The sequence below is a fragment of the Rhodothermales bacterium genome, from assembly GCA_034439735.1.
GTDB lineage: Bacteria > Bacteroidota > Rhodothermia > Rhodothermales > JAHQVL01 > JAWKNW01.
Map to the genome: position 1 here is coordinate 1 of JAWXAX010000043.1, position 13,403 is coordinate 13,403.

The window sequence follows — 13,403 nt, forward strand, 5'->3', positions numbered from 1 at the left end:
CGTCACCGCTACGCGCCGACGGGATTTGCCCCTCCTCGGATCGAGGAGGGGCCTGATCGTCAGGAACGGTCGAGCTACAAAAAGTGTCCGAAGTATTAATCTCTACACAAGGACTTTATTCACCGCACCATCTGCGGTAAATATAGCACTCAATCACCGCAACCGCCATCGATCTGGACAACGAGTCATGTGCTTCGAGGTGATCTTACAGCCCAAAGGCATACGTCGCGCTCACGTTCCAGATAAACGGGTCGCCGGCGATATCGGTGTTAATGGACTGATTAAACATCGCCGAGAGAGAAATGGGGACGCCGGCTGTGGCCAACACGGCGCGGGAGGTGATGTAGGTCCCGGTGACCCCACCCAGGCTCAAGAAGTAGAGCTGCGGCAGGATGCTCAGCGACAGCTTGTCCGTCAACGGCATACCATGCAGCCCGATGTTGAGGGCGATGAAATGCGTATTCCGGGTCGTGGTGGGGTCCACGCCATGAGAATACAGATAATAAGGACCGATGCTAACGTGCCGTGAGGGCTGGTAGGTAAACAGCACTTCACTGGCCAGGAAACGGCGCATTTCCATCAGCCGGCTAGGGCTGCCTTCTCGTTCAACGTCGGTCATCCGAAAGGAAAACGCCGGGTGGGCGCCGACATGGAGACGAACCCGGTCGGCCTGGAGGACTTTGTACCGCCACCACAGGAGGAACACCCAGGGCCGGCCATCGACCAGGTTGAAGCGCAGCTGGGGTTCAAAACTCAGCCGGCGACCGGCAAGGCTCAGGTCGAAGGTCGCCGCCGGCTTGCCAAGCGTGAAGGTCGGGATGGTGGAGATCCCCTTGTTCGTCACGCTGACGGCGCCCGAGAACGATCGCGCCGGCGTGGAAACCGGCTCTTCCTGGGCCATTGACCAGCCGGGAGTTCCCACAGAGAGGCTTAAAAACAGCACCACGCGAAGCAAGTACCTGAACCCAATGTGTAGCATCAAATTCTTGTCGATTGAGCCCGGGGACGGAGTCGAGGAATGGGCGCGCAAGGTTGCTTCGGATGGGTGAGCGTGTGCAGCGCGGCAACCCTACCCGGCCAATGAATCGGCTGAAGGTAAGGATGACCAGACTGGATGCGATAAAACGATCTTCCGGAATCGGGGCACCATTTTACTGGATGCGGTTGTGAATATTTGCCGAATCGACAGCAGGGAGTCCTTCCAGCGCTGCATCCGTCGCGTTTTCAACACGGCGCTTCTATTTTGCACGATCTACCCCGACAACAATTCCTGTAAGCATCCATGCGCATCGCTCTACAAATCCTTCCGTGGCTCATTCTTTCCGGTGCAACAATGCTGGCCGGATGTTCGGGATCAACCGATCCCTATGCCAACTGGAGCATGTACGAGGGCGACGCCGGCGCGGCGCATTACTCTTCGCTGACGCAGATCGATCGAACGAACGTAAAAGACCTCGAGATCGCCTGGACCTACCCCGCCGGATCGACCAGCCCCGCCGGCTTCAGCCCTCTCGTCGTCGACCGCACGATGTATGTCGTGGCCGACAGCGGCGCCCTCGTCGCGCTGGACGCCGGCACGGGCGAGCAACTGTGGGTCCATGGCTTCCCGGGAGCCGGCCGGGGTGCTGGGGGCCGGGGCCTGTTGTACTGGGAAAGTGACGATCGGTCCGACCGCCGGCTTTTTGTCCCCCGCGGCCAGAACCTCTTCGCCATCGACGCCTCCACCGGCGAGGTGATCTCGTCGTTTGGAGCAGACGGCGCTGTAGATGTGCGGGAGGGGATTCAACGCGATCCCGAAAAGATCCGAGCCGCCCCCTCGTCTCCGGGTATTGTCTTTGAGAACCTGGTGATCCTGGGCTCCGGCCCCGGCGAAGGGTACGGCTCAGGGCCGGGCGACATCCGGGCCTGGGATACCCGAACGGGCGAACTCGCCTGGGTCTTCCACACCATCCCCCACCCCGGTGAATACGGCTACGACAGCTGGGAGGACCCCGAGGTCTGGAAAACAGCCGGCGGCGCCAACGTCTGGGGCGGCATGAGCGTCGATGTCGAACGCAGCATCCTCTACCTGCCTCTGGGATCGGCGACGTACGACTTTTACGGCGCGGACCGGCTGGGCGCCAACCTGTTCGCCAATTCGCTGGTGGCGGTAGATGCCCGCACGGGCGAGCGGATCTGGCACTACCAGACCGTCCATCACGACCTGTGGGATTTGGACCTGGCGGCCGCGCCGGTGCTCATGACGGTGCAGCATGAGGGCGAGGAATTGGACATCGTTGTCGCCGCCGGCAAGACGGGGTATCTGTACGTGTTTGATCGGGTAACCGGCGAGCCGCTGTGGCCGATCGAGGAGGTGCCGGTCCCCGCCTCGGACATGCCCGGCGAGGAGGCTTGGCCCACCCAGCCGATTCCCACCTGGCCCGAGCCGTTCAGCGTGCTTTCGTTCACCGTAGACGATATCAACCCGTACATCCCTCAGAAGGAGCAGGACAGCCTCCGACAATACGTGGCCAGCATGAACAACAAGGGGGTTTTCACGCCCCCGAGCACCACGCCCACGATGCAGATGCCGGGGAACGGCGGAGGCGCCAACTGGGGCACCACGGCGGCCGACCCGGTCAATGCGATCTTCTATGTGCTCAATAGAAACTTCCCGACCGTCCTCACCCTCGAACGTGACATACCCGGCGTACCGGGAGCGGACGCCTTCCCGCCGGAACGCGGGGCGTTTGTCTACCGCCAGAACTGCCAGCTGTGCCATATGGAGAATCGGGAGGGCCAGCCGCCGCTCATTCCATCTATGGTTGGTGTGATGGACCGGCTCAAACCCACGGAATTCATCCAGCAGGTGCGTCAGGGCAAGGGCACGATGCCGGCGTTCCCCGACCTGTCCGATCAGGAGATTTCCCACCTGATTTCGTATCTCTCGTTCCCAGAATTTGCGCCACCACCACCGCCACCAACGACGACCCCGGCTACCGGCGTGGAAGAGGGCCCCGTACGTTACAAGACGGGTTACGGTTACTTCCTGGCCAGCATCGGCTACGCCATCAAACCGCCCTGGGCGACGATCACGGCGTACGACATGCATACGGGGGCGAAGCAGTGGGAGCGCCCGGTGGGTGAAGTGGATAGCCTGGCGGCCCGTGGTATCACGGACACCGGTTCGGTCGGCCTTCGCGGCGGCCCGTCCGTCACCGCCGGCGGGCTCCTCTTCCTGGCGACGGACCGGAAATTCAGGGCCTACGACAAGGACACCGGCGAGGAGGTCTGGACCTACGAATTGCCCGGGCCCGTTCAGGGAATCCCGGCCATCTATGAGGTCGACGGAAAGCAGTACGTGGCCATTGGCGCGGGGCCGGGCGGGGGCGGCCTCCTCGCGGCGTTGATGGGCGGGTCCCAGGTGCCGCTACCGCGGAATTACGTGGCGTTTGCGTTGCCGGAATGAGGGTTCGAGGTTTAATGTCTAAGGTCTGCTTCCTTAAACCTTAAACCTCGAACCTTAAACCTTAAACCTTATACCGCTCACACCATCCCCTTCAGATGATCCGACAGCCGGAGCGTCATCGCCAGCAGCGTCAGTGTGGGGTTGGCGGCGCCGGCGGTGGGGAAAACGGCCGAGCCGGCGACGTGCAGGTTGGATAGGCCGTGAACGGTGCAGTTCACGTCGACCACCCCTTGCTTGGGGTCGGGATCCATGCGGGTGGTGCCCATGTGGTGCCAGCCGGCGCCGAGGTTGGCCGGCCACATCGGCTCGTCTTTGAGGAGCCAGTCGCTGAGCTGGACGCGGCCGATGCCGGCCTTGCCGACTTCGGCGGCGAAGGTCTCGTGCAGCTGGCGGATCGAGCGTTTCTCGAGTTCACCGATTCGCCAGTCCAGCTTCACGCGCGGCATCCCGAGGGCGTCCCGCTGGTCGCTGAGCATGATCCGGGAGTCGGGATTGGGCGCCTGTTCCATGCGGACCTGCATCACATACTCGGTGCGCGGCGCCTCCTGGGTCGGAGCGCCGGCCTGGTTTTGCACCCGCGCGAGCCGTTCCTGCCGATCGCGGACGTTCTGGACAGCATCCGCCGAAAATCCGGTGACGCCGGCGGCCGCGTTCTGGGCGGCCTGCGCCCGTAGCGCCGAGGTGCCGTTGAGAATCCGGAGCTCCCGCTGTTTTGCCGCCGTGATGGCGACTTCCGCGAAGTGTCTCGTGACACCGAACTGGGTAGTGTAGAGCTTCATCGGGAGCGGCCGCGTAAGGATCATGCGCGCCGCGATGAGTTCCAGATGCTCCATGAAGTACCGGCCGACGACGTCCGCGTCGTTGCCGAGGCCTTTCGGGGCCTGCGTGTTCGCGGCCAGGAGCAGCCGCGCATTCTGGATGGCGCCCCCGGCGAGGACGAAGTGGCGGGCACGCACGGTGTGCGCGTTGCCGTCGTGCGAACGGATTTCAACGTGTTCGACCCGCGAGACCGCCTCGTTGGTCCGGATGTCGCCGACGTTGGCGTAGGTGAGCAGGTGGATGTTCTCCGACTGCACGATCGCGTCGCGGTACACGTTGCCGAACCGGGTAGGCGGGCTCAGTTGCCACATCTTCGCCCAGACGGACGACTTGTCGAGGGGCAGTTCGACGAGTTCGGGGTCCTCGGCCTGATAGACCGCGGGATCGAACGTGTCCCTACCAACTTCCACATAGGGACAGGCGCGCCTGTAAAACGGCTCGAGGTCGGCCCGGGAGATAGGCCATCCGCTGTTCGGCACCCAGTCGCGCTTCTCGAAATCCTGCGGGTCGTAGTCGGACGACCAGCCGCCCCAGTGGCCGGTCGTCCCACCGAAATAGTGCAGGCGCGAGGATTGGAGCGGGAAATAGGGCTGACCGACACTTTCGCCGGTATAGAGATCCTGCATGGCGTACTCCACATCGAAGCCGCCGCCTTCGAGCAGGATGACGCGCCGGCCAGCGTTCTGCCACTCGAGGGCCATGCTGATGCCGGCCGCGCCGGCGCCGATGATGCAGAGATCGCCTTCGATGATGCTGCCGTTTTCGAGTGTGCGTGCGTCGGTGTGCATGGAGGTATCGGGTTAACGGAGTGTTACGGCTTGCCCCATAAGATAAAGGTCCCACGGGTACCCGAAGTCAGGATGTCGATCGCACCGTCTCCGTTGATATCCTTCGCCTTGGCTTCCGAGCCGACGCCGGACTTGTTATGGACGAGATGGGGCACAAACACGACCCCGCCCGGGGCATCGGGCCGGCGGACGGTTTCGTACCAGTAGGTCACGGCCTCGCCGTCGGGGTCCGGATCGACCAACGTGTCCAGGTGGGCCCAGTGGCGTTTGCCGGTGACGAAGTCCATGATCCCGTCGCGGTTGATGTCCGCCAGGATGGCGCCGGCGTGGAGTTCGGAGAACGTGACGTCGCCGACGTTTTTCGTCGAGAAGTCTCCCATGATGTGATGTTTCTCGAACGAGATGGCGCCGGCGGCGTTGCGCTGCTGCTCGTACCAGGCCAGCCCCCAGCCGTGGGCGCTGAGGCTGGTGATGACATCGTTCAGGCCGTCGCCGTTGAAGTCATACACCGAGATGGCGCCACCGCCGCCGATGAACGAAGCCGACTCGCCGAAGAGCACCTCGTGGTGTTTCCAGTTGCCGCTGCCGGGGTTGGTCGCCGGCTGCTCCCACCATCCGGTGGCCTGGAGGACGTCCGTCCGGCCATCGCCGTTGACATCGCCGGCGCCGACGCCGTGGATGCTGCAGCCGTTGAACTCAAACAGGGTGGCGGACACTTTGGTGAGGCGCCAGGGCCCGGTCGGGTTCGCGGCGTCGGGCTCGCCGTAGGAGACGCGGCTTTCGCGATCCACATACACCATTTCGTCTTCGCCGTCGCTATCGATATCGGCCTGGATGGTGATCTCGCTGCAGACATCGGGGACGACCAGGACGCGGTCCCAGCGCCGGCTTTCGCCCTGCGGGTTGATGAACATGGCGAGTTGGCGCATTTCGGACACGATCAAGTCGGTCCAGCCGTCGCCCGTCCAGTCCTTCGCAAAGGCGAGCATGTTCGGCGTGTATTCGACGCCGGGGTTAAACGTACGGGAAGGGAAATACTCGCGCCGGCGACGGAAGTCGGGGCCGAGGTAGTAGTACGGGCCCGCCACGAGGTCCTTCACCCCGTCCCCATCGATGTCGCCCGCATCGACCCCCCAGGAGTAATGAAACTCCGCGACATGTTGCCTGGAAAAGCGGTCGGAGACGTGCTCGGGCGCGACCGTGTAATGCATCCAATCCTTGACCGCGACATCCTCGAAGCGGACGCTGCCGGAACCCACGTACAGGGCGATGGGACCATAGGCTTGCGGCATGGTCTCACGTGGGGCGAAGATGCCGATGGCGGCGGACTCCGGCGTCTGCGGCACGGCCGTGCCGCCGGCGATGGACCGGCGTACACCATTCAAATGGTTCTGGATCTCATTGGCACGCACAAAGATCTCGATGGTATTCCAGGCGTCGCGCGTGAGGGGGCTCGGGGCGTTCCGCACGCCGTCATCCTCCCGGGGCTCGCGGGCCAGTTCGCGGGTCAGGATGGCGCCGTTCACATCGAGCGTGACGCGGAAAGGGGCGACTTCGTCCTCGCGGAGCGAGATCAGGATGCCGCTCATCCCACCGTCCGTTTTTTCCAGGCGAAGGAGCACGCCGGCATCACAGGCGCCGGTGCACTGGAAGCGAGAGAACACGGAGACGTCTTCGTAGGAGCGGTCGAATACCAGCAGGCCGCCGGCGCTGCCGCGGGCGGTGCCGGTGATGGTGCCGTTTTGCGCGCTCCAGTCGGCCGTGCCCAGCGGCTGCCATGCCGTTAGCTGCGAACCCTCGAAGAGGTAGTCCGGAATAAAGTCCGGCGCGGGGCTCTGCTGCGCAAGAGCCGGCGTGGCAACGAGCAGCGCGGCGGCGAAGAGCCAGGTCTGACGATGAAACATGAGAGGCCTCGTTTGGGGTTGGTGCTGTTTGTGAATCGGATCGGTGGAAATAGCTGCCCCCGATCAGGGCAACGCAAAGGCGATATAACTGGGGTTTCGGACGGTCCCATCGGCGGGCGGAGCGCTCCGCCCCGCCGTGGCCACCACGGCTACGTATTGCCGGCCCTCCCACGCATAGATGGAAGGAATGCCTTCTCCGAGGCCCGGCAGCGGGTGGGACCACAGCTGGGCGCCGGTCACCCGGTCGAAGGCGTAGAGCCTGTCGGATGCCGACTGGAAGATCAGGTCACCGGCGGTCACAGACGGCCCTCCCCGCACGCGCATACCGGCGCCGGTATCGGTGATGCCCTCCTGGGCCAACCGCTTCACTTCGCCGACCGGCGTTACCCATTTGATCTCGCCCGTATTCATGTCGTAGGCGGTGAGGCGCAGCCACGGGGGTTTGATAGCCTGTACGCCCTCGGAATCGACGATGTGGATCCACCCGCTCTGGTACCGTTCGGGCTCTTTCGCGCCCGGCGCGGCGTTGGCGCCGGCGGTGAGCGCCAGCGCCGGGTTGGCCAGGTAAGCCACCAGCGCCGACATCTCCATTTCCGTCAGATGTGGCATGGGCGGCATCTGGTTACGCCCGCCGCGGATTACCGCGTTCAGGTCCACGTGCGAGAGCCGATCGGTAACGCCGACCAGCGAGGCGATCCCCCCGGCGGGTTGTCCTTCCAGATTCGGCTGATGGCAGATCTGGCAATTCGCCTGATAGACGGCCTGGCCCCGATCGACGATGGTGCCTCCGGTGCCAACCACGCCGGCCGTGATCGGCTCCAGCTTGAGGACGGAAGGCAGGTTATCTCCCAGCACATAAAACGTCCCATCGCGCGGGTCGGCGGCGGTGGATCCCCAGTTGGCGCCGCCCCGGTTGCCGGGGATCTGGAGCGTGGCCTGCGTGCTGGGCGGGGTGTACAGTCCGGTGACCACCATCGAGCGGAGGAGGGTCTGGAGCGAGTCGCGGTCGGCCGGCGAGAGGTGGGGGTTCAGGTCGTTCTCGGTATCCCAGGCCAACGGGACAAACGGGGGCGGTTTCGTGGGGAACGGCTGCGTCGGCCAGGCCTGCTCGCCGGGCATCACGGAAGGGGGTACCGGGCGTTCCTCGATGGGCCAGAGCGGCTCGCCGGTCGCGCGATTGAAGGCGAAGACCATCCCGGTTTTGGTAGCCTGGGCAACGATGTCGAGCGGCTTGCCGTCGCGCTCGATCGTCAGCAGAACGGGCGTGGCGGCGAGGTCGTAGTCCCACAGGTCGTGATGGGTCGTCTGGAAGTGCCAGATCCGCTCCCCGGTGCGGGCGTTCAGCGCCACGAGCGAGTTGGCGAACAGGTTTTCGCCGTGACGGTCGACGCCGTAGAAGTCGTAGTTGGCGGATCCCAGCGGGATGTAGACGATGCCGCGTTCGGTATCCACGCTTAATCCGCCCCACGCGTTGGCGCCCCCGCCTTTGTCCGAGCGCCCTGCCGGCCAGGTGTCATAGCCATGTTCGCCGGGTTTGGGCAGGGTGTGGAAGATCCAGGCCTGCCGGCCGGTGCGGACGTCGAACGCGCGGATGTGTCCGGGGCCGGCCATGTACCCCTCACCCGGCGACGAACCCAGGATGACGAGGTCTTCGAACACGGTCCCAGGCGACGAGGAGGTCGCGCGGGCCATCAATTCAGGCAGAATACCGAGGCCGTGCCGCAGATCGACGACGCCCTTTTCGCCAAACGAGGGCACAAAGTCCCCGGTGAGGGCATTGAGCGCGACCAACTGGTAGCTGCCCCGGTAAAAAAGCAGGCGACGATCCGACCGGTCTGTATTCTCCCAGTACATAAACCCGCGCCCGCCCATGCGCGCGCCGGGCGAGCCTGGGTGGAACCAGATTGGCTGGCCCGTGCCGGCGTGCAGCGCCGCCACCGAGCCGCTGTCTCCGACGACGTACATCAGCGAGTCGACGACGATGGGATTGTGGATGGCGGCGTCGGGCGTCTCGTACGTCCAGGCGATCGTGAGTTGATCGACATTGGATCGATCGATCTGATCAAGCGCCGAGAAGCTGGATGCCCCCGGCTCTCCCTCGAAGCGCGACCACCGGTAGAAACGTTCATCGAGCGCTCGTTCCGGGGCGCAGGAAGCCATCCACAGCGTTATGAATATCAGGGTAAGCCTGTACGACATCATCAGGAGGCGATCCGCGATCATAAGGTAAGTCTTGTTATCAAAGGGGTCGATCAGGGGGATTCAGGGAGGGCGTACGCGATGTACTTCGGCACCCGTGGCTGTGCCGGCGCCGGCTGCCCGAAGCCGCCGGCCGTGGCGATGGCCATCACGTATTGGCGTCCGTTCACCTCGTACACGGTGGGGATGCCCTCGCCGATGCCCGAGAGCGGCGTGCGCCACAACAGCGCGCCGGTGTCGCTATCGTGCGCCCAGAACGTCTCGCCGGCCATCTGGAAGATCAGCCCGCCGGCCGTAATGGCCGGACCGCCGCGCAGCCAGTTGACCGCTCCCGTGCCCGTGACGCCCTGCTCGACCAGATGCGGCACTTCGCCCAGCGGGGCCTGCCACTTGATCTCGCCCGTGTTCATATCGTAGGCCGTGAATCGGAACCATGGCGGCTTGATCACCGGCACCCCTTTGCTGTCGAGGACATGGTTCCGGCCGCTCTGGTACCGCTGCGGGCCTTCCGGCCGGCCCGTGGTCAGGTCCTGCCCGGTTGTGAGGGCCAGATCGGGATTGGCGAGATAAGCCTGAAGCGCGTCGAATTCCAGGTCGGACAGCCGCGGGAACGCCGGCATGAGGCCCCGGCCGCCTTTGATCGACAGCTTGAGTGCATCGTGGCTGAGCCGATCAGTCACGCCGACAAGCGACGGGATCCCGCTGGTGGGCGCGCCCTGCAGGTTCTCGCGGTGGCAGATCTGGCAGTTTACCTGGTAGATGGCCTGGCCCTGATCGAACATGGACTCGCCCGTGCCGACGGCGCCGGCGGTGATCGGCTCGAGCTTCAGCACGGACGGCATGTTGTAGCTGAGAACGAAGAACGTCCCGTCGCGCGGGTCGCCGGCGGTCGAGGCGAAGTTGGCCCCGCCGCGGTTGCCTGGCACTTGCAGGGTGGGCCGCGTGTCCGGCGGGGTGAACACTCCTTTGTAGACCATGGAGCGCACAAACGCCTCGAGCGAATCCCGGTCGTGGGCGTCCATGTGCGGGTTGAAGTCGTCGATGGATAACGTCAGCGGGATAAACGGCGCCGGTTTCGTGGGGAAAGGCTGCGTGGGCCAGGCCTGCTCGCCCGGCATGTCCGACGCCGGCACCGGGCGCTCCTCGATGGGCCAGAGGGGCTCCCCGGTCTCGCGGTTGAAGGCAAACACCTGCCCGGTCTTTGTCGCCTGCGCGACGATGTCGAGCGGCCGGCCGTCGCGCTGGATGGTCAGCAGGACGGGCGTGGCGGTGAGGTCGTAGTCCCACAAGTCATGATGCACGGTCTGGAAGTGCCAGATCCGCTCTCCCGTGCGGGCGTTGAGCGCTACGAGGCTGTTCGCGAAGAGGTTCTGGCCATGGCGATCCACGCCGTAGAAGTCGTAGTTGGCGGAGCCGAGCGGGATGTAGGCGATCCCGCGTTCGGTGTCGACGCTCATCCCGCCCCAGGCATTGGCGCCGCCGGCTTCGTCCGACCGCCCCGGCGGCCAGGTATCGTACCCGAACTGACCCGGCTTCGGGAGGGTGTGGAAGATCCAGACCTGCCGGCCCGTCACGACGTCGAACGCGCGGATGTGCCCCGGGCCGGCGTTATACCCTTCGCCCGGCGACGACCCGAGGATGATCAGGTTCTCGAAGATGACGCCCGGACTGGGCGACGACGCGCGCTCCACGCGCAGCGGGTCGATGTCGAGCCCCGGGCGCAGATCCACCATCCCACTGTCACCGAACGTGGTGATCAGCTCCCCCGTGAGGGCGTCGATCGCCGACAGGGTGTTGGTGTTGGCGTACATCAGGATCCTGCGATCCGTGCGGTCTTCGTTCTCCCAATACGTCATCCCGTGTTCGAAGTACCCCCGCGGCAGACCCATCAACGACACGGCATTCGGACTACGATGCTCCCAGAGGATCCGCCCCGTGCCGGCGTGTAATGCTACGACGGCGTTCGAATCCCCAAAGACGTACATCGTCGAATCGACCACGATCGGGTTGATGGAGGCGGCGCCCTCGGTCTCATAGGTCCAGGCGACCTCTAGCTGCTGCACGTTGGTCCGATTGATCTGGTCTAGCGCCGAAAAATGGGTCGCGCCAGGCTCTGCTTCATACCGCGCCCAGCGATAAAAGCGCTCGTCGAGCTCGTTGGACGATCCGGAGCAGGCGGATACGAAGATGAAGAGGGCGAAGAGAGGGCTGCGGGGCATTTATTTACTGATAAACACATTTGTCCCCCGACGGGCGGAGGTCAGGATGTCCGGGAGGCCGTCGTTGTTGAGGTCGGCCGAGATCATGTCAGTCCCGACGCCCGAGTTGTTGTTGACCAGTTCGGGGACGAAGCGGGCCTGGCCGTTTGCGCGGACGAGTCGGAACCAGTAGACGACGGGAGCGCCGAAGGCATCCGGATCCGTCGGGTTTTCGCCGAAGTGCGCCCACCAGCGTTTGCCGGTCACGATATCCTGCAGGCCGTCGCCATCGATGTCGGCCAGCGTGAGGGCGTGTAGGGCGGCGAAGACGACGCCGTTGTTGGGGTTGGCGAAGTCGTCCATGATCATGTGCCGTTCGAAGGAGATCGTGCCGGCGGCGTCGCGCTTCTGCTCGAACCACGCCAGGCCGAAGCCGTGACCTTCGAGGCTGGTGACGACATCGTTCAGCCCGTCGCCGTTGACGTCGTAGGCGAACGCGCGGGCGCCGCCACCGCCGCCCTGCTGAGAGCCCCAGCGACCAAACGTCTCGGGGTGGTACGTCCACGGCTGCCCGTTCGGGGTAGCCGGCTGCTGCCACCAGCCATACGCCTGGATGAGATCCTTGCGCCCATCCCCATCCACATCGCCGGTACCCAGGCCGTGGGCGTACATCGCCCCCCAGGGCCCTTTTTCGGTGACCGCGTGGAAAGTCCACATCTGCGTCGGGTCCGGCCCGGGCTCGGCGTAGCCGATGAAGCCGCCGTCGGTATAGACGTACTCGAGCTGGCCGTCGCCGTCGATGTCGTCCGCGAAGGCGACCTCGTTATCCACCGACGGGATCACCATGTGTTTGGCCCAGCGGTGCACAGCGGCGTCTTTGCCGGGGTTCACGAAGAGGAACCCGGGCCGGCCCGGTTCGCCCGTATGCAGGACGTCCGGGTAGCCGTCGCCGGTAAAGTCGCCGGCGGAGGCGAGGAGCGGATCGGGGTACGAGGTGGGGGAATAGGTTCGTGGGACATATAGCTCATGACGCGTCGTGAATTCGGGGCCGATGAAGATATTCGGGCCGGCGATGACGTCCATATTCCCATCCAGATTCACGTCGGCGGCCGTGACGGCTTCGCTGTAGAACATGGCTTCCAGCTGCTGTTTCCGGAAGCGGGGGGATGTCACTTCGATCGGGTGGGCGTTTTTGACGTCCATCGGCTTGACGCCCACGCCGCGGAAGCGGATCTCGGTGCCGGCGGGGCCGGCGATGAAGAGGCCGACCTGCCCGTGCGCCGTGCCCGCGGCGGCGGTGACGCCGGCCTCGACCGTGCCGGCGCCATTCAACAACCCGCGCAGCGACGTGCCCACGGAGTGGATTTCGACGCGGTTCCAGCTGTTATCGAGCTTCAACGGTTCGATGCCCTGTTTGCCGCCGAGTTGCCCGGGGTACAGCAAGCCAAGACCAGGGTACTCGGCCCGGAAGTCGACCATGCTCATCGGGTACGGACTCGGGTTCGGCTCGACGACCGTGCGCTCGACCAATTTACCGGTCGCATCCAGCACGATGTGATGACCGCCTACCTTGCCCTCGCCAAACGAATACAAGATGCCCGTCGTCCGCTCCCCTTCACTCTCCGCGTGGATCACGATCCCCGGCTCACAACCCGGCCCGCAGCGAAACGACGCCATCGCCGCCAGGTCCTGGCTGGTGATGTCCAGCAGCAGCAACGCGCTCCCGCCCTGCCCTACGACGCCCACGTACTCCCCGGCCTGTACCCGCCAGCGTCCGCTCTGAGGCCGCACACCGTCCATGCTCGTGGCATCGAAGGTTCGGGCCGGCAAAAACGTCTGCACATACGCCGCGTCGAGGGTCGGCGCGAGGGCGGCGCTGGGCGATGGCGGCTCGGCCGCCTGCTGACCCAGCAGCTGGGCGAGAGGGATCGTTTCCTCCTCTTTTTTAGTGTCCTGGGCAAGTGCCAGAGCGGGTGTCAGGAGCGCGCAGAGCGCGAAAAGGACCCAACGGGGTAGGCATGATTTCATGACGGACGCTCGTAAGAAC

The 13,403-nt window shown here is 64.7% G+C and carries 7 protein-coding genes; 1 reads left to right on the forward strand and 6 read right to left on the reverse strand.

Annotated features, from left to right (window positions below):
• Nucleotides 1-205: 205 nt before the first annotated feature.
• Nucleotides 206-922: a hypothetical protein gene (locus tag SH809_02945; GenBank protein ID MDZ4698640.1), complete on the reverse strand. Its 717-nt coding sequence runs from the start codon at nucleotides 920-922 to the stop codon at nucleotides 206-208.
• A 411-nt stretch (nucleotides 923-1,333) separates the two neighbouring features.
• Between SH809_02945 and SH809_02950 the strand changes: the two genes are divergently transcribed.
• Nucleotides 1,334-3,448 carry a PQQ-binding-like beta-propeller repeat protein gene (locus SH809_02950; protein MDZ4698641.1) on the forward strand — a complete coding sequence of 705 codons (2,115 nt, stop codon included), beginning with the start codon at nucleotides 1,334-1,336 and terminating at the stop codon, nucleotides 3,446-3,448.
• A gap of 77 nt (nucleotides 3,449-3,525) precedes the next feature.
• On the opposite strand, the gene SH809_02955 is transcribed toward SH809_02950, so the two are convergent.
• From SH809_02955 to SH809_02975, 5 genes are all read right to left on the reverse strand, one after another.
• The gene (locus SH809_02955; GenBank protein ID MDZ4698642.1) at nucleotides 3,526-5,055 is read right to left on the reverse strand and encodes a GMC family oxidoreductase; all 1,530 of its coding nucleotides are present in this window, start codon (nucleotides 5,053-5,055) and stop codon (nucleotides 3,526-3,528) included.
• Nucleotides 5,056-5,078: 23 nt separating this feature from the next.
• On the reverse strand, nucleotides 5,079-6,959 hold the full coding sequence (locus SH809_02960) for an FG-GAP-like repeat-containing protein (protein ID MDZ4698643.1): 1,881 nt from the start codon (nucleotides 6,957-6,959) through the stop codon (nucleotides 5,079-5,081).
• A 63-nt stretch (nucleotides 6,960-7,022) separates the two neighbouring features.
• On the reverse strand, nucleotides 7,023-9,182 hold the full coding sequence (locus SH809_02965; protein MDZ4698644.1) for a PQQ-binding-like beta-propeller repeat protein: 2,160 nt from the start codon (nucleotides 9,180-9,182) through the stop codon (nucleotides 7,023-7,025).
• Between the two features lie 29 nt (nucleotides 9,183-9,211).
• Nucleotides 9,212-11,377, reverse strand: coding sequence for a PQQ-binding-like beta-propeller repeat protein (locus tag SH809_02970; protein ID MDZ4698645.1), 2,166 nt, complete (start codon nucleotides 11,375-11,377; stop codon nucleotides 9,212-9,214).
• Complete coding sequence (locus SH809_02975) at nucleotides 11,378-13,384, reverse strand: VCBS repeat-containing protein (protein MDZ4698646.1); 2,007 nt, start codon at nucleotides 13,382-13,384, stop codon at nucleotides 11,378-11,380.
• Between the last annotated feature and the right edge of the window lie 19 nt (nucleotides 13,385-13,403).